This window comes from Pseudomonas sp. NBRC 100443 (genome assembly GCF_030268185.1).
Classification (GTDB): domain Bacteria; phylum Pseudomonadota; class Gammaproteobacteria; order Pseudomonadales; family Pseudomonadaceae; genus Pseudomonas; species Pseudomonas citronellolis.
Genome location: NZ_BSQE01000010.1, coordinates 112,481 through 131,155 on the forward strand (window position 1 = coordinate 112,481; position 18,675 = coordinate 131,155).

General features: G+C 63.6%; 14 protein-coding genes and 2 pseudogenes. 3 read left to right on the top strand and 13 right to left on the bottom strand.

All coding sequences use genetic code 11. The annotated features are described in order from the left end of the window. Nucleotides 1–62: 62 nt before the first annotated feature. The 13 genes and pseudogenes from QSJ95_RS15315 to QSJ95_RS15375 all read right to left on the bottom strand — a co-directional run. A pseudogene (locus QSJ95_RS15315) lies at nucleotides 63–1,142 on the bottom strand (helicase-related protein); the annotation flags it as partial. 82 nt (nucleotides 1,143–1,224) lie between these two features. Then, nucleotides 1,225–2,928 (bottom strand): group II intron reverse transcriptase/maturase, encoded by a 1,704-nt coding sequence (gene ltrA / locus QSJ95_RS15320; RefSeq protein WP_031684031.1) that lies wholly within the window; start codon nucleotides 2,926–2,928, stop codon nucleotides 1,225–1,227. A 617-nt stretch (nucleotides 2,929–3,545) separates the two neighbouring features. Next, nucleotides 3,546–4,739, bottom strand: a pseudogene (locus tag QSJ95_RS15325) (DEAD/DEAH box helicase); the annotation flags it as partial. Between the two features lie 99 nt (nucleotides 4,740–4,838). Next, nucleotides 4,839–5,144: a hypothetical protein gene (locus QSJ95_RS15330; RefSeq protein ID WP_032972617.1), complete on the bottom strand. Its 306-nt coding sequence runs from the start codon at nucleotides 5,142–5,144 to the stop codon at nucleotides 4,839–4,841. A gap of 102 nt (nucleotides 5,145–5,246) precedes the next feature. Continuing rightward, the gene (locus QSJ95_RS15335) at nucleotides 5,247–6,356 is read right to left on the bottom strand and encodes a DUF6094 domain-containing protein (RefSeq protein WP_285643424.1); all 1,110 of its coding nucleotides are present in this window, start codon (nucleotides 6,354–6,356) and stop codon (nucleotides 5,247–5,249) included. A 65-nt stretch (nucleotides 6,357–6,421) separates the two neighbouring features. Continuing rightward, nucleotides 6,422–7,072 carry a hypothetical protein gene (locus QSJ95_RS15340; RefSeq protein WP_026353029.1) on the bottom strand — a complete coding sequence of 217 codons (651 nt, stop codon included), beginning with the start codon at nucleotides 7,070–7,072 and terminating at the stop codon, nucleotides 6,422–6,424. 84 nt (nucleotides 7,073–7,156) lie between these two features. Further along, nucleotides 7,157–7,522 (bottom strand): hypothetical protein, encoded by a 366-nt coding sequence (locus QSJ95_RS15345; RefSeq protein WP_285643430.1) that lies wholly within the window; start codon nucleotides 7,520–7,522, stop codon nucleotides 7,157–7,159. A gap of 89 nt (nucleotides 7,523–7,611) precedes the next feature. After that, the gene (locus QSJ95_RS15350) at nucleotides 7,612–8,223 is read right to left on the bottom strand and encodes a DUF3275 family protein (protein ID WP_032972629.1); all 612 of its coding nucleotides are present in this window, start codon (nucleotides 8,221–8,223) and stop codon (nucleotides 7,612–7,614) included. A gap of 55 nt (nucleotides 8,224–8,278) precedes the next feature. Beyond that, the gene (locus QSJ95_RS15355) at nucleotides 8,279–8,830 is read right to left on the bottom strand and encodes an STY4534 family ICE replication protein (RefSeq protein ID WP_032972631.1); all 552 of its coding nucleotides are present in this window, start codon (nucleotides 8,828–8,830) and stop codon (nucleotides 8,279–8,281) included. Nucleotides 8,831–9,173: 343 nt separating this feature from the next. Beyond that, a complete protein-coding gene (locus tag QSJ95_RS15360; RefSeq protein ID WP_032972633.1) occupies nucleotides 9,174–9,890 on the bottom strand; it encodes a DUF5983 family protein in 717 nt (238 codons plus the stop codon). 250 nt (nucleotides 9,891–10,140) lie between these two features. Beyond that, complete coding sequence (locus tag QSJ95_RS15365; protein ID WP_011829941.1) at nucleotides 10,141–10,533, bottom strand: hypothetical protein; 393 nt, start codon at nucleotides 10,531–10,533, stop codon at nucleotides 10,141–10,143. A 25-nt stretch (nucleotides 10,534–10,558) separates the two neighbouring features. Next, nucleotides 10,559–10,795 (bottom strand): hypothetical protein, encoded by a 237-nt coding sequence (locus tag QSJ95_RS15370; protein ID WP_080700298.1) that lies wholly within the window; start codon nucleotides 10,793–10,795, stop codon nucleotides 10,559–10,561. A gap of 782 nt (nucleotides 10,796–11,577) precedes the next feature. Next, nucleotides 11,578–13,593: a DNA topoisomerase III gene (locus QSJ95_RS15375; RefSeq protein ID WP_285643440.1), complete on the bottom strand. Its 2,016-nt coding sequence runs from the start codon at nucleotides 13,591–13,593 to the stop codon at nucleotides 11,578–11,580. Nucleotides 13,594–13,991: 398 nt separating this feature from the next. On the opposite strand from QSJ95_RS15375, the gene QSJ95_RS15380 reads away from it, so the two are divergent. The 3 genes from QSJ95_RS15380 (at nucleotide 13,992) to QSJ95_RS15390 (ending at nucleotide 18,610) form a co-directional block, all read left to right on the top strand. After that, complete coding sequence (locus QSJ95_RS15380; protein ID WP_051621580.1) at nucleotides 13,992–14,723, top strand: hypothetical protein; 732 nt, start codon at nucleotides 13,992–13,994, stop codon at nucleotides 14,721–14,723. A 336-nt stretch (nucleotides 14,724–15,059) separates the two neighbouring features. Further along, nucleotides 15,060–16,904 (top strand): ATP-dependent nuclease, encoded by a 1,845-nt coding sequence (locus QSJ95_RS15385; protein ID WP_032972641.1) that lies wholly within the window; start codon nucleotides 15,060–15,062, stop codon nucleotides 16,902–16,904. Then, entirely contained in the window at nucleotides 16,904–18,610 is a 1,707-nt protein-coding gene (locus QSJ95_RS15390; protein WP_032972643.1) for a UvrD-helicase domain-containing protein, read from the top strand. Before QSJ95_RS15385 ends, QSJ95_RS15390 begins: the two co-directional genes overlap by 1 nt. Nucleotides 18,611–18,675 lie beyond the last annotated feature (65 nt).

The following is an 18,675-nucleotide window of genomic DNA, read 5'->3' on the forward strand; positions in this document are numbered from 1 at the left end:
GGCTCCCGATTTGCCAGGAAAAATGCCGGCGACCATAGGGCCGCCGGCATGCAACGCATGGATCATGCCGCCACGAGCTGTCGTGCCAATGCCACCTCGACGGAATCACCGTCCTGGTTCAGGACATCGAGCCCGGACTCCGGCACGTCGCCCGACGTGCTTTGCGACACCATGATCTTCCGGGCCATCAACCCCAGGCAGGTCATCTGCGAGGAGTTGGCGTAGCCGAGGTAGATCACGCGCACCGGCTGCTTCTGGCCGATGCGCCAGGAGCGCCGGGCGGCCTGCTGCAGCGAATACACGTTGTACCCGCTCTGAAGGAACACGATGGTCGGGAACTCCAGCAGATCCAGGCCGGTTTTCACCAGTTCGGGATTGGTGATGAGCACGTCGATGCCACGGTCCAACTGCTCGGCGATCCAGTCCTCGCGGCGGGAGGCATCCACGCTCGCGCGCAGCACCGCCACCTTGAAGCCTTCCTGCTCCAGCAGCACCTTCAAACGCGACGTGGTGTCGCGCGTGCCGGTGTAGACCGAATAGACCAGGGTCTTGCGTCCTTCCGCCTTCTCCTGCTTGCAGATCTCGATCAGCTCGCGCTCCTTGGGCATCACCTCCAGCTCGTTGAACTGAGCCGGCACGAACGCCAAGGTGTTGCGCGTGCGCGGATGCACCACCGTTTCCGACCGGAAGCAGCAGTCCGGCCAGGCCAGCAGCACGTTGAGGACCACACCGAGCAGCGTCGTGTCGCGCTTCGCCAGGGCCTGTTTCAGCTCCTGGGTCAGGCGACCCGCCAGATCGCGGTAGGCCGCGGCCTGCGCCGTGTCCATCGCGACTTCGCGGAACTCCTCGTCGTAGGGCGGCAGCACATTGCCGCCGATGTCCTTCAACTTGAGGAAGACCGTGAACGGCAGAACGCAACGCAGCACGCCCTTCGGGCCGAAGCCCGGCGCCTTGACCGTGCGCACCGATACCTTGGTGCCCTTGGCCGTCTTGTGCGCCGTGCCGGTGCTCTCGGAATAGATGTCCTTCAAGACACCGTGGTCGCGCATGAACGCCATCGCGGCCGACGTCATGCTGCCGCTCTTCGTCGGCCGGTAGCCGTCTTCGATCATCCGCCCCGGAAGGGCTCGGAACAGCAGGTGGTCGGGTAGGGACAGGCCATTGCTGGCCCATCCCCCCCTAAGAACCGTACGTGAGAGTTTCCCCTCATACGGCTCAAGCCTTTCAAAGCCCGCTTTCGCGAACCGGCTTCACCACCTTGAGACCATTGACGTGAATCTGGTTATGACAGTTCGGATGCACCATGACCAGGTTGGAGTTGATGTCCGGTCCGCCGTCTACCCGCCTGACCAGATGATGGACATGCCACCCGCTGATTTCGGTGATGGGTTGACTACAAACCGGGCACCTACCGCCCTGTTCCATCCAAAGCCGAATGAGCTTCTTCCGCCCTTGCAGCGAGTCCTTTAACTTGAAGCCGAACCTCTGCTCAAAGTAGGTTTCCCACTGCGGGTCGAACGGATTGGCATCAGCCTTGATCTTGCGGTGCCGACGAATCTTCGTATCGCAAATGTCCCGAAGTGCGGTCAGCTTTGGTTTCCCATTGCTGAGCCGTTCCCCGGTGTCCATCGCGAACACCCATCCGCGGAAGCCGTCGGTCTGGAAATACTTCTTCCGTACCCACTGCGCTCCCTTGTTCGGGTGGCGTCGTCTTGCCCACTGCCACAAACATTGCCAAATCTCCATCCTGACGCGCTCGAAAGTGCGGCGTGCCACGACGTGCCGATGGTAATTCGCCCACCCCTGAATCATCGGGTTGAGCGCCTTCACCAGTTTGTCTTGGCGGAGTGCCTTATTGCCCTTTACGAACTCCCGGACTTTGCCAAGGAACGCCGAGACGTTCTTCTTGGATGGCTTGATGAGAAGCTTGCCGTCGTACTTGCGTACGTTAAATCCGAGGAAATCAAACCCATCGTCGATGTGCGTGATCTTGGTCTTCTCTGGCGAGAGCGTGAGCCCCCGTGCAGCCAGGAATTCCTCGACCATTGGACGGACCTCGTTCTCCAGCACTTCTTTCGTTGCGCCGGTGATGATGAAGTCGTCTGCGTACCGGACGATGTTGACCTTCTGCTTGTTCCAATTCTTCTTCAAGTACCGCCGAAGAAGCATCGGTTCAAGCCCATCGAGGGCCAGGTTTGCCAGCGTTGGCGAGATGATGCCACCTTGCGGTGTTCCCGCTTCCGTTCGATAAAGAGCGTTGCTTTCGAGGTATCCCGCTTTCAGCCACTTCCGTAACACTGCCGAGTCCATCGAGACGTTCTCGGACAGCCAGTCGTGACTGATGTTGTCGAAGCAGCCTTTGATGTCTGCCTCAAAGACCCACTGAGCACGATCTTTCTTTGCCAGCAAAGCGAAGCATTGCTCGATCGCATCCGCCGTGGAACGAGCGGGACGGAACCCATAGGAGTTCAGGTCGCCCGTCGTTTCCGAGACCGGTTCGAGCGCAAGCAAGTGCAGCGCCTGCATTGCCCGATCCTTCATCGTCGGAATCCCGAGTGGCCGCAATTTGCCATTCGACTTTGGGATGTAGATTCGCCTCAACGGCATTGGCTTGTAACCGTGCCGCCGCAGCGATTGGACCGCTTGAGACTTGGCCTCCGGTGTGGACCACGTGATGCCATCCACGCCCGGAGTTCTTTTGCCTTGGTTCTCGGTGACTCGTCTGACGGCCAAAGCTTTGCCGCTGAACGAGTGGGTCAGAATCCACTGCAAGGCTTTCACCCTGCCGTGTTTCCCTTCCCGCGTTGCCTTTACGATACGCGCTTGGAGCCTTCGCACTTCACGGTGACACTTGGCCCAGTCGATGCTGTGCCATGTGACCGATTCGCGTGAGGGCGCACCCGCGCAAGCAATTTCTTGCGTAGTCATCTGCAATTCCCTCTTGAAGAAGGTTGGACAAGTTTTCTCGTAGAGAAAGACCAAGTGGAAGTCTGCTCGCTTTCGCGCGGGATGATGTCGCCTTGCGGCTCAATCCCTATCCGCCCCATTACAGAGCGGCATTCGCTTTCTCCACATTCCTCTACCCGCACCTCCAACAGCATTCCTTGCGGTCTGCCTGCCCCGAGGGGCAGAGATACGGGCTTACCGTGTTTCACTTGATTCACAAGGTCGGATTAGGTTGTGCCTTTTCGCCGGTAGCTATGAATGTCCGTGCATCCCCACTATTCAAAGGGATGTCCAGCTACAGCCCCATTTTGGGAAAGAGCCTGTCAGCATCTTTGGCTCTATCAGACGTGACGACGTTTATCAGCACTTCACTTGCGTTAACCATACCAACCAGCCTAGCGACCCAACCGCGTTGATGCTCGCAGTAGCAGGGTCAGCCTCGCGGCCTTCCCTTGGCTTGCGCCGGTCTACATTGTCTCGGTGGCTTCACACGCAGTCGTTACCAACCACGCATGCACCGATAGGCTACTGATGACGGAACATCAGGCTTCCTGCCGCCGAAGCGGTGAAGCAATGAATCAAGCGACTTCACGTCGCACGAACAGGTCGTCGCCGTAGCCGCCCATCAGTGTGCCGGTGAGCAGCAGCGTCTTGCGCGCCTTGGCCGCCAACACCCCCATGGCCTGGCCCTGTGCGGAGCCGCCGTTCTTGTACTCGTGCGCCTCGTCGGCGATGAGCAGGTCGAACGTGCCTTGGGGAAGCTGTCTCTTGATGAACTCGGACGGCTGGTAGCCGCCTTCGCCGAAGCCGAACTCCATGTTGGCCATCGCACGTTCCATCCGGTGGGCTTGCCGATCCGAGAAGACCAGCTCGCCGTTGCCATCCATCAGGTTGATGAACTCGTGGATGTTGTCCCCGAGCATCGACGCGAGGAAGGCGTCGCCGAACTTCTGCATCAGCTTCTGCGCGGTGACTTCCCCGATGGTTGGAATACGCTTCAGTGCCTTGAGCACGGTCGAGGACTGGTCGCTGGCGGACAGGCCTCTGGGACGGATCAACGACCACAGCGGTGCACGGCAGTGGCTGCACTTGCGGCGGTACTCCGCGGCTTCCAGCTCGACCGGGTTGATCGGCTCGCCGTCGAGGTCGGTGATGACATGCCCGCAATCCGGGCAGGCCCCCACGTCGCCGTGAGGCGTGCGCCGCCGAACGAGGACAGGCTTCCAGTGGAACCCCATCCGCATCCGCACGCGGCCCAGGACGAAGAACTCCTGGCCCTGGGCCGGCACGCCCAACTGCTCGCGCAGTTTCAGCAGCTTGACCAGCGTGTCCGGGCCATTGAGCACCCAGACCTTGGCACCGGCCACCGTCTCCTGGATCTCGCGCCGCCACTTGTAGACCAGATGCGGCGGAGACAGAACCAGGGTACGGCGGTAGCCTTCGGCGTTGAGCACGGCGGCGGTGGCAATACCCACCGTCGTCTTGCCGCAGCCCATCTCGCCATTGACGATCGCGGCGCGTTCGCCGCGATCGACCAACAGCTCGGTGACGGCGTGGACCACATCGGCTTGCGCCGGGAACAGCTTGCGCTTGAGCGCGGCGAGGATCAGTTGCCGATGCACCCGCACCTGGCCGGTGTAGACCGGTGGATTGGCGCGGTTGAGCGAGTCGAGCAGCTCGTCGCCGAACTCCGATACGAAGTCCTGCAGGCTGAGCGTGAGAGGTGAAGCGGCCGCTTCGAGCAGGTCGCCCTGCACAGCGGTTTCGGGAACGGTTTCGAGATCGAGGGACATGGTGATGCTCCAAGGAGATGGGGCATGCACCTCCCCCACGGGGCGGTGACATGCCCCTGGGTGGGAAGAAAGAAGCGGTGCGAGGCCGCTGGATGCGGATCAGTATTCGCTGGGCAACAGCAGCGTGGTGACGCTGCGATCCCATTCGGTGATGATCCAGAGCTTCAGGTCGTGCGTGACCTGGTAGGACGAGAACAGACGATCCTCGCCGGACTTCAGCGCGGCGTCGTTCAATCGCCGATCGTCGTCGCTCAGGTCGCCCCAGTCGCCATGAAGATGGCGGCGCAGGTACGCGCTGGGATTGAGCCGGCCCTGTCGGACCAGCTCGTCGACGCCGGCGGTCATGACCACCTGCCCGGGCGAAAAGCGTGCTTGCGACGCGAGGTTGAGGATTGCGAGTGCCATGGTGGTTTCTCCTTCCGGAAGAAGGGGCCACGGCACCCCATCGGGGGCAACGTGACCCCGGTGGGTGGATGAAGGCGACGGCGAACCGTCAGGGAACAGCGATCAGCGGATGGTCAGCACTTCGCCCCACGTGGGCGAGCCCAGCGTCAAGTCCCATGCACGAATGACCGGCACGAACTTGTCGGTGAGGATGCGCGTCTCGGCCACGGAGCCGTCGTCGCGCTCGGTGTATTCCGTCTGGAGCGTCTTCTCCTTGTGGGTGTCACCTTTGACGACGAGCACGCGACCGGTCTTGGACGTCACCACGCCGGAGATCGCGCCTGCGGCCAGGGCCAGGGCGAGATGCCAGTGCGACAAGGCCCGCGCGGGCGGACGCAGCGACTGCTGCGCGGCGCCCAGGTGGGTATCGAGCGCCGGCCAGAGTCCTTGCAGCCGGCCGACTTCATCGGCGAACTGCTCGGGCTCCATCGTCACGCGATAGAAGTGCTCCGGCTCGGCCGGGCTGGCAGGGACGGTGTACGGCAGGAACGGCCATTCGAGCGGCAGTTCCTCGGCTTCGGCGTCGCCCTGTCCGATCTGCAGCAGCAGACCGCGCACGGCATTGGCCGACTCCGACGCCTGGTCGCGCTGGCGAACCCGGCGACCGAAGATCACCACCTGCTTGAACTGCGTTTCCACCGCACGGTAGATGCGCAGGTCGGCGAAGTGGCGCGTCAGCCATCCGACCAACTCGGGGTCGAGCACGTAGGACGGCACGATGAAAACCAGCACGCCGCCGTACTGCAGCAGCGGCAGCGCGCGCTGATAGAACAGCTTTTCCAGCCGCGCACGGCCCTGGCCCTGATAGCCGATGTTGCCGTTCACGTCCTTGCTCAGGTCGCCATACGGCGGGTTCAGCCACAGCAGCCCGAAGGACTGGCGCGAGATCAGTGTGTCCATCAGGTCGCCGTGGATGCAGTGATCGACCAGTTGCCGTGCGTGGCGGGCTCGCTCGGCGTCGTACTCGACGGCGAAGGCCATGACCTGCTCGCGCCCGAGGGCGTGGGCGGCTTCGGCGATCGCCACGCCTTCGCCGGCGCAGGGATCGAGGATGGACATGGCGCCGGGAGACGGGGCCAGTGCGGACAAGGCCCGCTCCAGCGTCGGCTCGTCGGTGGGGAAGTAGCCGTTACGGATGAAATTGCGCGCGAGGCGCGGAAACATGAGTGCCATGGATTTCTCCTGGTGATGGATGAGGGAAGGCGGGCACGCGCGGCGCGCATGCCCGTGGGGATGGCTCACGCCACACGCCGAAGCGGTGCGTTCGCGGCCAGTTCGTACTGCGTGGCGCCGAGGGTGCCGTTGCGGATCAGTTCGCCCAATGCCTTCGTCAGCGCCGGGACATCGAGGGCCAGCCGATGGCCTTCCAGCGGCCCGAGGGCCAAGGGAAGACCGGTCAGCATCCGCCGTGTCTGCAACAGCGCCAGCACGGTGTCGCGCCAGTGGTCGAGCAGTGGCAGCGGGCAGGTGTCCTGCACCAGCGTCCACAGCCGGTCGAGCCGGTGAGCGGAATCCCTGGGCAGAAGCGCCAGCGCGCTGGCGTTGGCCTTGTCTGGCTTCACGCAGCGACGATCGAACAGCCACACATTCGTCAGCGAACCGAACAGCGTTCGCCGATAGGCACGGGTGATGCGCTTTTCCAGGTTCTCGACGTTGCCGACGAAGACCGGGATGGATGCGCCCTGCTCGGTGATGACGTGGAACTGGTCCAGCCCCTGTTCATCCCGGCCGAGGGTCAGGCGGGCGAGGAACTCCTGAACGGCGGTGTCGCGCGCCCAGATCGAGAGAAAGACGAGATTGCCCTGCTCGTCACCGACGCAAGCGTCGGCCATGAGGTCGGGGCATTCGTCGATGCGGTACAGCGGTTTCGCGGAAGAAGGTGCAGGCATGGTGATGTCCTCTTGGAAAAGAAGGAGCAACCACAGCCCGCGGGGCCGTGCTCGCCCCGGTTGGGTGAAGGAAGATGCGTGCCGCTAGACAGCGCGTCCCGCGTGGAAGCGGTGAACCCGCTCGCGCCACTCGGAGCTTTGCACCGGCGCCATGTCGAGATAGCGCAGCGGGCACGAGTAGTAGTACGGATGCACGGACTCATCGAGGGACTTGTAGCCCCAATCGCCGCCCGAACTTTCCAGCAGATGGCAGCCGATGTAGCAGACGGACTCACCGGCCGCGAGGCCCATGACGCCCGCCTGCCTGGCGGTGACGCGAACCACGGTCCACAGAACGTCGCCGTCCAGCGTGTGGTCGATGACTTCGCAGCAGGCGCGTTCGGGCGCCTGCGGAGCGAGCAGCTCGCGGATCAACTGATCGCGCGTCTGACGAACGAAGGTCCAGCCCATGAGGGTCTCCTTGAAGAAATGGCCGGAGCCCTCCCCGTCGGGGGAGAACCCCGGCGGGTGGCGGTATGCCGCGCAAGGCGGCGGATGAATCAGGCAGCTTTGAGGTGCCAGTCCTGGGACAACGGAGCGAACTCGTAGCCGAGCTTGTCGAGACGGTCGCGCTGCTGACGCAGCACACGACGATCCACGGTCGCATCGAGCTTCACGGTCTCGCCCAGCGGCCACAAGGCACCAAACAGCGCCCCGTCGTCTGCCTCGGCCGAGGCCGCAGCGGACACGGGAGCCGGTTCGCTGCCGAACGGCGTGGTATCGACCAGGGGATCGCGCGGACTGCGTGGCTTCGCCTTCAGCTTGGCCGGGGGCGTTGCCGGCGCGGGCGCCTGCGCCTCCTCGTCGATCGGATCGACTTCCTGCGGACTCAGCCGGCGGGCCTCGTCGCGGCTCAGGGCGTCGATGTTGGACAGCGTCATCCCGCCCAGATGGGCACGGATCTCGATGACCATGCGGCCGTTGGCGTTGTACGTGGAGGGGCGAATCTCGACGATGGCGAAATCACCGTCGTACTTGCCCTCGCGGTACTGATCGAGTTCGGCGTTCTTCACGACGAACTCGCCGATCGAGGTCGCCAGGCGGCCGACGTTGAAGTCGCCGTTCCTGCCGTGGATGGTCTTGATGGCCAGTTGGCCGGGGATGGTGATCATGAAGGTCTCCTGCTGACGAAGAGAAGACAAGGCCCCGGGGATGGGGCCTTGCGGGTCAAAACGACTCGGCAACGGCCAATGCAAGGGCATCGGCAGCGTCGTCGGCAGCATCGGCGTCGGGCTCGGAAGGCTCCGGTGCCGAGGCCTGCTGCGCGGCGGGCGCGTCGGACGTCACAGGTACTTCCGGGTCGCGCTCGCCGGTCTCGGTCGGCTTGGGCTCGGCCTTGTAGACGAGCTTGCCGTCGACCTTGATCCAGCTGACGAACAGCAGGCGGGCCTTGAGGCTCACACCCTGCTCGCCGGCACGCTTGCCCTTGGAGTAGGTGAAGGTGTCGGTCCACAGGTCGCCCAGGCGGAAGCCGATCATCACCTTCTTCTCGGCGTCGACCGCCTGAATGCAGCGGCGCACCAGGTGCTGCGCTTCCGATCCCGATACGCGCGTGTCGAAACGCACATACGAGACGTCATCGCTGGGACCGTTCAGGGCTGCGATGTCGCAGGCCAGGAACGCATCGCCTTTCTTGGGCTTCACTTCGCGGATGCGATTGAGATACCCGAGGCCGGTGATGTGCAGATCGAAGTAGGACTTTTCGGTGGAAGTGGTCATGGTGAATCTCCTGAGAACAATGAGGCGGAGACACACCCGACCCAAGGCGGGGAAGGTGTGGAACCCCCGCGTGGGTTGATGGAACAGCTTGGTGGCATCGCCATCGAGAACCGATGGCCGTTCGCGCATGGATGCCGGTGCGAACTGGTGTGATCAACGCGGTCGGAACCGCGTCGCAGCCTTGAAGATCGTGGCTGCCTGGGCATGCTGCCGGCAACGCCAGCGAACATGCGGTCAGCGTGCGGCACATGGCGGCCGCCGTCCGCCGGGAATCGGCAATGCGCCGGCACCGCGTTCCGCGAAAAAGAAGAGCCCCGACATGGGGGCTCGAATGGGTTGCGGGTTAGTCGTCGTCGTAGAGCGTCAGCCCGTCCAGCACGGGCGCGTCGGCATCGAAGATCAGCAGACGCACGTCGGCGAGCGCGGCCAGGTGGAGCACCTCGACGAGGGACTCCGGCATGCCCTTGGCCCGGTGCTCCTGCCGCAGTTCTTCGGCGGTGATGCCCTCGACATGCTGCAGGTTCGCATCCGTCCAGGGGGTGGCGATCAGCTTCACGCCGACCGCCGGGCTGTAGGGAATGCGGAAGGCCACGAACAGAAAACCGCTCGGCGTGGCGATGTCGGCCAGGTTGGCCAGATAGCGGCCGGCCTCCTCGGTGATGTGCGCCGAACTGATTTCCCAGGCACGGCTGTAGAAGCCGGTCTCGAAGCGCAGGCGCCGCACCACCTCGCGCGCCGCTTCCTCGGAGTAGGTATCGCCGACGTGCAGCGGCTGGCCGGCTTCTTCGGCCATGACGGCGTAGACGAGGTTTCGGGCGATACCGTGGCTGGGGCACTGCGCGTCCAGCTCGGGCGGCACGTTCTGGCCCTCGGTGATCAGCGCGAAGTCGTCGCAGAAGACGCAGGCATGGCGCTCGACCTGGCTGTCCGGCAGGTGCGACTGCGAGACGTGCAGCGGCAGATAGCTCAGCGGGCAGTCGTCGTCGTAGGAAATCGCCAGCAGCCGCTGCACGGACAGGCCATCGTAGCCGCGGACGAAGGGTTTTTGGGAATGAGACATGGGATTCCTCCAGCAGAGGATGGCCGAGGCAATCCCCTGCCGGGGATTGAACCCCAGCGAGTGGATGAAGTGGCAGCCGGTCAGCCGGCCGCGGCGTCGGGCCGCCCTGGTGGCGGGCGGTGCAGGTCAGTGGAAGATGCTGATTCGGGACATGGCCGCTCCTGCGAAAGGAAGGAGGGACATGGCCCCGAACGGGGACGCATGTCCCTCGTGGGGTGGGATGAAAAGACGGCGGGTTGCCAGGCGCGGCTCACCAGCCGTTGTAGTGCAGCGTGAGGTCGGCGATGACCTGGCGCCGTTCCAGATCGAGGCCACCGAAGTCGGACAGCCCCTCGAAGCCGCAACGCTTGAGCATCGCGCCGCCCTCGCGGGCGTTGTAGAAGCTCACCATCGCGGACAGGAACATGCGTTGACCGCTGCTCAGCACGCCCAAGGCGTCGTTGAGCATCAGCATGTTGGGCCGCAGGTCCCACTTGGTGGTGGCACGCTGCAGACCTTCGCGTGTGCCGTCGCCGAACCACTCGTGACCGGCGATCTGCGCGCCGCGCTTCCAGGCCTCGAAGAAGGCCTGCGGTGCAGCGTCGAAGTGCGCCTGTTCCAGCGCCATCTGATCGAGCACGTCTTCGGGTAAAGACAGATTCATGAGAGAACTCCTTGAAGGGTGGGAATCAGGGGTGAGCGCGCTGTGTCCAGGCATGGGTATCCAGGGCGCGCTGTGCTGCGAGGTGGTTCGGGAAATACTCGACGGACTCCCGCGATACCGGGCCTTCGTCGTCTTGTGTGCCGATGTAGTGGCCGGCCGCGCTGCGCAGCACCTGTAGCGGCAAACGCTTGCCGGTCCAGGTCAGCGCCAGCGCACCACTGCGCACTGCGGTTGCAGAGGAAGATGCGGAAGGTTCAGACATGCCGTGCTCCTTGGTGGGTCGGGGAGCACGCATCCCGCAGGGGATGGGGTTCCCCTCGGGTGGTTGAGAAAAGTGCATCGTCGCCAGGCCGGCGAGCGTCCGCGGTGGGCGATGCAAAGCGGACTGGTTCGGTCAACGCGGCGAACCGCGTTGCAGTCTTGAAGACCGAGACTGCCAGGGCATGCCGCTGACGACTGTCAGCAACGCATGGCGTGAGGATGGGCGCGAAGCATGGCTGCCGTCGCAGGGAAAACCGAATCGCGGACGGCCCGCTTTAGGGCAATGGCCGGCGTCACGGGACAAGGCAAAGACCAGGGCGCCGAAGGCCACGCGGGCCTTCGGCTGGAGAGGAAGGAAAACCACCTGTGGGCTGCGTCAGCGCAGGCCGTCGTCAAAGCCGTTCGCTGCGTCAGCAATCGCACCCGGCCCGTTTCGTGGCTGGGGCCGGAAACCTCTGGCGTGCATCCACACACAAAGGGAGCCCGTTGTTCCGCCGGCGGGCACCGGCACGGAATACCCTCGGCCCAAGTGGCATCCTCACGGCTCGCGCGGCGGCAAGGCGTCAGGAAGCCCCTCGTGGCCGAGGCAAGGCACACCGATCAAGGGAATGGCGGCTGGCGCGATTCGTGGAGCAATGACCTTCTCGCCCCGTCGCCCGATGCCGGGCAGACGGGGCGCGCACACCGTTGCAGAAGGAGACGCGCGCTTTGGAGTCCCGCGCGGTGCGGGACGTTTGCCTCGCCGCCAGTGAAGTGGCCGGCGCGGCAGGGGGAAAGCGAGGATCAGGACGCCTTGGAGGCAGCGCGCCGCTTGCGCGGTGCGCTGCGCCGGCCCGTCGGGGACTCGATCGGCAGCGTGCCCTTGCAGTCCGGGTAGCGCGAGCAGGACCAGAACGCGCCGCTTTTGCCCGTGCGCTGCTGCATCGGCGCGCCGCACTGCGGGCAGGCCGGCGCCGGCGGCAGCTTGAGCGAGAGCGTCGCGCCGCGGTATTGCTGCACGAGCTGACCGACCCACACGGACTGCTTCTCGATGAAGGTGTCCAGCGCCATCTGGCCGGCCTCGATCATGTCGAGCGCCTGCTCCCACACCGCCGTGGTGCCGGGGTCGGCGATGGCCGAGGGCACCGCGTCGATGAGCGTGAATGCCGCGTCGGAAGCGCGCACGGCGCGGCCTTTCTTGACCAGGTAGCCGCGACCGATCAGACCGTTGATGATGTTGGCGCGTGTCGCCTCGGTGCCGATGCCGGTGGTATCTCGCAGCTTCTGTTTCAGCCGCGGGTCAGTCACGAACTTGGCGACGGTCTTCATGGCCTTGATCAGCTCGCCCTGCGTGTAGGGTTTGGGCGGCAGCGTCTTCAGCGCCTTGAGATCCACCTTTCCGACCGGGCAGGACAGGCCCGCATGCAGGGCGGGCAGCACCTGGCTGCGCTGCGCATCCTCGCCATCGGCATCGTCCGGCCCCGGCGTTGCCAGCACCTCGCGCCAGCCGATGACGGCGATCTGCTTGCCCACGGCCGCCAGCGACTGACTGCCGCACGAGAACTGCGCCACCGTCCGGTCGAACTCATGGTGCGGGAGGAACTGCGCGAGGTAATGAGCGCGGATCAGCCGGTAGACGGCCAGTTCCTTCTCGTTCATGGCCGACAGGTTGGCGGGCTCCAGCGTCGGGATGATGCCGTGGTGAGCCGACACCTTGCCGTCGTTCCATGCACGCGAGCGCAGTTGGCGATCCAGGCGCTCGATCAGCGGCCGCAGGTTGGGGTCGGTCTTGACCAGGCTGTCGAGTACGGTCGGTACCTCAGCCAGCATGCTCTCGGGCAGGTAGCCCGAATCCGAGCGCGGATACGTTGTCGCCTTGTGCGTCTCGTACAGCGCCTGGGCAATGTCCAGCGTCTTCTGCACGTCGAGGCCCAACTGCTTGGAGCACACCTCCTGCAGCGTGCCCAGGTCGAACGGCAGCGGCGGCCCTTCGCGAACGCGCTCGGTTTCTACCGACAGCACCTGGGCGGAGCCGGCCGTGCGCAGGCGCTCGGCGGCCTGCTGCGCCACCGGCTGTTGCAGGCAGCGGCCCGCATCGTCGGTGCTGCCTTGCGGCGGCGTCCAGCTTGCAACGAAGGACTGGCCTGCATGCGATAGCGCAACCTCGATGGCCCAAAACGGTACGCAGACGAAGCGCGCGATCTCGCGATCGCGGTCCACGACCAACTTCAGCGTCGGCGTCTGCACGCGCCCCACCGACAGCACGCCGGCATAGCCGGCCTGGCGCCCCAGCAGTGTGAACAAGCGGCTCAGGTTCATCCCGATCAGCCAGTCGGCGCGCGATCGGGCGAGTGCGGAGAAATACAGCGGCAGCGTCTCGGCGGACGGCTTGAGCGCACCCAGCGCCTTGCGGATCGACGCATCGTTGAGCGCCGACAGCCACAGGCGCTGAATCGGCCCGCGGTAGCCGCATAGGTCGATGATCTCGCGGGCGATCATCTCGCCCTCGCGGTCGGCGTCGGTCGCAATCACCAGCTCGCCCGCCTTGGCGACGAGCTGCTGCACGACTTTGAATTGCGCTGCGGTCGCCGCCTTGGGCTCGACACGCCAACGCTCAGGAAGAATGGGCAGTTGCTCGATGGCCCAGCGCTTGTATTGCTCGCCGTAACCTTCGGGCGGAACCGCCTCCACCAGATGACCGATGCACCAGGTCACGACGACCCCCGCGCCGCTGTAGCAGCCGTTGCCGCGTTGGCCGGCGCCCAGCACACGGGCGATGTCCTTGCCCTGGGATGGCTTCTCGCACAGAAACACGCGCATGAAGCCTCCTGGGTGTGCGTGACGGTCATCGAATGGACGTCAGCATTCCCGGCCAACGTGTGCGCGGCAGCAAACAAAATGGAAGCGGAGGACACCAGGTTGTGCTGGTGCAGAACGCGGGCGGCAGATGCGCTGGCGCAAGGGAAGCGGGTGCGGGCTGCTACAGCCGCTTCCTGGGGGACGGGGGATCGCGTGGCCGGACAGACCTCGTCGGCATTCGGATTGCGGGAGATGGCCTTCAGGGGTAGCATCCATAGTCAGGCGCCCGCCCAAGCTCTGGACAGCTTGAAACAGGCATTCGCAGCTCCCCGCAGTACCCCTCGCTTTCAATCATCCGGAGTACCGGCTGTTCGACAGCGACAAAACGTCCAGCGCTCGAACAGTAGCGGAGTATTCCGATGAGCAACTATGTACGTTCAGCCGCCTTCGCGGCTTCCCGGGTCCTTGCTGCGCAAGGCTTGACGGTCAAGCGTTCCCACCTCTCCGAGGTCATTGCCGCGTTGCTGGGATACCGCACGCACGCGGCACTGTCCGTTGAGGAGGCGGATCCCAAGCTCGACTACCACCTGGACGATGCCGAGATCCTCGTGCTCAACCTGCCGATGGGCGAGAGGCGGGCCGCGGAACTCGGCCTTGCAGCGGCGGGCGCGGCACCGTCGGCCGTCACCACGGCTTGCGTCGAGGCGTTGAAGGCCAGCGCCGGTTCCACGGACGTGTACGTCAGTGTGGCCGACTTCTACGACTTGCATGCCCGCCAGGCATTGGCCGAAACGATCTACAACGCCGATGATGTGGCCGGTGCGATGGCTGAGAGCAATGCCTCGTTCCCCGACGAGCCCGATATGGACATCGAGTGCCCCCCGACGACGGACCTGTGGGCGGCGGTCGACGAATGGACGATCGAGGCCGACGGCACCATGACGGGCGAATACGACCCCGAAGGTGATCGCATGTTCAATGGGGACACGCTGAACTGCCGTGGCTGGCTGATCTACCGCAAGGCAGGTCGCGCCGGGCTGGTGTTCATCGAGGGCGATGGAACGAGTGGAGCCGACGACAGTTGGCGTGACCTGGATCGCGATGACGAATGGGCGTATCAGCAGAGCTTGGGCAGCAATCCGGCGAACTGATGAAGCGACAAGCTCCGGCGGCAGTGGAAACTGCCGCCAGTCTTTGTTCTGCGGTTCGTCACACCGAGATAACTACCTTGGTACGAGATGGTTCTTGAGTAGGAACCAGCACATGTTGAGCGCGAAGGAACGGCCAAGGCGCGTCATCTGACCTTCCGGGATGCCAACAGGGCGATGCGCGCCTGGGCTCAGAAAGCCGAACACGCCAGCAAGTCCTTTCTCCTCCTCAGTCGTGAACTCGTTGCATCCAAGCCAGGACTCCAGGGAAACAAGACCGTTGCAGGTAACTGCGCTATAACCGCGATAGCGAATAATCGATGCGGGGACGGAGGATATATGCGCGTCAGGCGTTTGAAGATTGAAAACTTCCGATGCGTCTCTCAAGGGAGTGTTGATTTTGCTGGGCACACACTTCTGGTCGGAGGCAACAACATTGGGAAGTCAACGGTGTGCGAGGCTCTTGATCTCGTCCTCGGTCCTGAGCGCATATTCCGCAGGCCTGTCGTTGACGAGCATGACTTTCATTGTGGCCGCTATCTGAATGCGGAAGGTGCGCCGGTTGAAATTCGCATTGAGGCGATCCTGGTCGATCTTTCCGAAGAGGCGCAGCGGCGCTTTGGTGGCCATCTCCGCAGGTGGGACGACTTGGCGGGTACGTTCATAGACGAGGAGCAGGATGGTCTTGGAAAGGCCGATGGTCCGGCAGTGATCTGGGCTCTACCACTTCTGTTTGTCGGTCGGTACGACCCGGAAGAGGACGATTTCGTCGGCAACACATTCTTCGACCATCCAACCAAAGAGGTCGATGCTCTCGACGAAGAAACCGAGGTCAAGCTCGGTCAGGGCCGTGTTCCGTTCACGCGTGTGCACAAGCGCCTTTGCGGCTTTGTGTTTTTGCGGACGTTGCGGACCGGTTCACGCGCTCTCAGCCTGCAGCGCGGTTCGTTGCTCGATTCCGTATTGAAGCTGGGCGGCGCCGGTGCCGTCGAGATGTGGCGGGACACTCTGGCCAGACTACAAGCGCTTGACCCGGCAATCGGCGAGATCGAGCAACTGAAGCATATCCGCTCAGAGTTACGATCCCGGATGGGACGCTTCGTCAACTTGGCGCCTGGTGACGATGCGACGGCCTTCTTTGCTTCGGACCTGACGCGCGAGCATCTCCGGGAAGTCGTGCGGCTGTTTATCGCAGCTCAACCAGGTCAGCATCTCGTACCGTTCGGTCGGCTGGGTACTGGTTCAATCAACCTGCTGGTCTTCGCTCTCCTGACCTTCATTGCCGAATTGAAGGACAAGCAATCGGTGATCTTCGCGATGGAGGAGCCGGAAATTGCGCTCCCGCCACACACGCAGCGCCGGGTGACGCGGTTCGTGCTCGCGGAAATGGGGCAATCGATTGTCACTTCGCATTCACCCTACGTGATCGAACAGTTCGATCATGAGCAGATTGTCATCCTGAACCGCAACGAGACCGGCGCTCTGACAGGCCAGCCGATCGATGGCCAGGCTGTTAAGTCCAAGACGTTCCGCGTCGAACGGCGTCAATTCGCCGAGGCAATTCTGAGCCGGGCGGTGCTGGTCGTGGAGGGATCGACGGAGGCAGCCCTATTTCCGGTAGCTTCGTCGATTATGGAGGCGTCCCTCAATCCGGAGGACTACACCCACCTCGATCTGGCTGGTGTCAGCATTTTCAATGCCGGCGGGGATGGCTCGGTACCGCGTCATGGTCCGGTGTTTTCGGCGCTCGGAAAGCTCGCCTTCGGTTTCTACGACAAACCCAACGCCCCGCTGAACCAGGATGCGATGGACAAGCTGAAGAGCTATACGCAGGTTTGGGAGTCCCCCGAGAAGGGCATTGAGGAGCTGCTCGTAAAGGAGACGCCCATCGCAGTTGTGAGGCGGTTTCTCAATGAGGTGAAGGATCGACCCGACTATCCCAGTGTCGGCGTCTATGATCCGGCGGCGGGCGATGGTGAGGTAACTGCATTGGCGACGAAGGTTCTGAAGGCGCGCAAGGGCGACGCTTACGGCTATGCCGCCATGATGATCAGCCAGTGCCAGCACGCCGACCAGCTACCGGCGACGATCCGAGAAATCCTTGAAACCATCCACAAGGCGCTGAGCGCCGTTTCCGAAGATGTCGCAGCACCGCCGCCGGACGATTTGGAGGATCTCTTCTAATGAAGCTGGAGCTGTGCGAAAAACGCAAGGCGGTCATCGCACAAGGCGGACACCTTTTGGTCCTCGGCGGGCCCGGCTCCGGCAAGACCACGATCGCCCTGCTGAAGGCCCAGCGCCAGTCTGCGACGCTCAAGCCAGGACAGGGAATCCTCTTTCTCAGCTTCTCGCGCGCTGCCATCCGTCAGGTTCTCCTGCGCTGCAAGGAGATCCTGACGCCAGCCGAACGGCGGGCCGTCACCGTCCAGACCTATCACGCCTTTTGCATGGAGATTCTGGAAGCCCACGGCCGCCTCCTGCACGGCCGGCCGATCCGCTTTCTCTACCCCGGGGAGGAACGTCTTCAGAAATCGGCGTTCGATGGGGATTGGATGGTCGAGCGACGACGTCTGGCATCGGAGCAAGGGCTCTACTGCTTCGATCTCTTCGCAGCGGGCGCGGCAGACCTACTGGAGGGATGCGCGGCGCTGCGCGAGCTCATTGCCGATCGGTTTCCGATGATCATCGTCGACGAGTTCCAGGACACCGACGACAACCAGTGGCGGATCGTTCGCGCTCTGGCTGAGGTCACGGACGTGTTCTGCCTTGCCGATCCAGAACAGCGGATCTTTGATTACCGGGATGATATCGATCCGCGCCGGCTGGATATTCTCCGAGAGGATATCCAGGTCACCGAGTTCGATCTGGGCGGGGAAAACCACAGAAGCCCAAACGCGGGAATCCTTCAGTTCGCCGACGCAGTACTGCACAACCACAGTCCGCTGCCGGCCACCCCAGACATCAAACAGGTTTCGTACTGGCAGAACACGTTTGCCGCAACGGTCCATGCAGCGGTGATATGGACCTTCAGCGCGTTGCGGAAGAAGGGGGTCGAGCATCCGAGCGTGGCGGTGCTGTCGAGAAGCAATTCGCTCATCGCCGACCTTTCGGTGATCCTGTCGGAGACGCACACTTACAACAAGCAGACCCTACCCGTCATCGAACATGATGTCGTTTGGGATGCTGAGCTTTCCGCGGCGGCGGCGGTGGTCGTGGCGTCAATCCTAGAATGGCCGACCGGCCCGGCCGAAGAGACCCTTGCGCGGACGCTCCGGGTCATTGCTGGATATTACAAGCTGAAGAACGCGGAGGAGCCGACCAACGCCGCGGCGGAGCACGCACGTAAGTATGACGAGGCGGCAGCCAAGGTGGCGACGGGCGAAGGACCGCGCATCAATGCCGCGAAAGCCCTCGTCGCGGTCTACAAGGCTGGCATCGATCTGGTCGGAGAACCTGTCGCGGACTGGAAAGCGGCGCGCTGGGTGCTTCACGATATTCCAGCGCTGAATGAGCTGTTCCGCGAGGCCCGGCTAGTGCGGCTGTTCAGGGCGACCGACTCTCTGGCCTCCGGACTCGGCGAGCGTTGGCTCGCCTTGAGCAGCTATGCAGGTGCGAGCGAACTAGTCAAACGTACCCTCGAGCAGGAGCGGCTCGTGGCAGCCGAGCGCGACCCCCAAGGCTGCATCCTGATGAATATGCACAAGGCCAAGGGAAAGGAGTTCGATGGGGTCGTTCTCGTGGAAGGCGCTTTCAAGTCGAGCTTCTTCGATGAGAGGAATGAGCAGCCGCCGTTTGAACGTAGCCGCCGGCTGCTGCGGGTCGGCCTGACGCGGGCTAGGACGCTAGTGGCGATCGTGCGACCGCAGAATGCCCGGCCGCTGGTCGATTGAGCGGATCGGTGGCCAGTCTGACGAACAAGGCGACCGAAGACGCGACCATCCTCGTCATCAAGCTG

What these genes read in the sequence shown, in the direction of transcription:
- ltrA (WP_031684031.1), bottom strand. Translation starts at nt 2,928, where the DNA reads ATGACTACGCAAGAAATTGCTTGCGCGGGTGCGCCCTCACGCGAATCG.
- QSJ95_RS15330 (WP_032972617.1), bottom strand. Translation starts at nt 5,144, where the DNA reads ATGGCACTCGCAATCCTCAACCTCGCGTCGCAAGCACGCTTTTCGCCC.
- QSJ95_RS15335 (WP_285643424.1), bottom strand. Translation starts at nt 6,356, where the DNA reads ATGGCACTCATGTTTCCGCGCCTCGCGCGCAATTTCATCCGTAACGGC.
- QSJ95_RS15340 (WP_026353029.1), bottom strand. Translation starts at nt 7,072, where the DNA reads ATGCCTGCACCTTCTTCCGCGAAACCGCTGTACCGCATCGACGAATGC.
- QSJ95_RS15345 (WP_285643430.1), bottom strand. Translation starts at nt 7,522, where the DNA reads ATGGGCTGGACCTTCGTTCGTCAGACGCGCGATCAGTTGATCCGCGAG.
- QSJ95_RS15350 (WP_032972629.1), bottom strand. Translation starts at nt 8,223, where the DNA reads ATGATCACCATCCCCGGCCAACTGGCCATCAAGACCATCCACGGCAGG.
- QSJ95_RS15355 (WP_032972631.1), bottom strand. Translation starts at nt 8,830, where the DNA reads ATGACCACTTCCACCGAAAAGTCCTACTTCGATCTGCACATCACCGGC.
- QSJ95_RS15360 (WP_032972633.1), bottom strand. Translation starts at nt 9,890, where the DNA reads ATGTCTCATTCCCAAAAACCCTTCGTCCGCGGCTACGATGGCCTGTCC.
- QSJ95_RS15365 (WP_011829941.1), bottom strand. Translation starts at nt 10,533, where the DNA reads ATGAATCTGTCTTTACCCGAAGACGTGCTCGATCAGATGGCGCTGGAA.
- QSJ95_RS15370 (WP_080700298.1), bottom strand. Translation starts at nt 10,795, where the DNA reads ATGTCTGAACCTTCCGCATCTTCCTCTGCAACCGCAGTGCGCAGTGGT.
- QSJ95_RS15375 (WP_285643440.1), bottom strand. Translation starts at nt 13,593, where the DNA reads ATGCGCGTGTTTCTGTGCGAGAAGCCATCCCAGGGCAAGGACATCGCC.
- QSJ95_RS15380 (WP_051621580.1), top strand. Translation starts at nt 13,992, where the DNA reads ATGAGCAACTATGTACGTTCAGCCGCCTTCGCGGCTTCCCGGGTCCTT.
- QSJ95_RS15385 (WP_032972641.1), top strand. Translation starts at nt 15,060, where the DNA reads ATGCGCGTCAGGCGTTTGAAGATTGAAAACTTCCGATGCGTCTCTCAA.
- QSJ95_RS15390 (WP_032972643.1), top strand. Translation starts at nt 16,904, where the DNA reads ATGAAGCTGGAGCTGTGCGAAAAACGCAAGGCGGTCATCGCACAAGGC.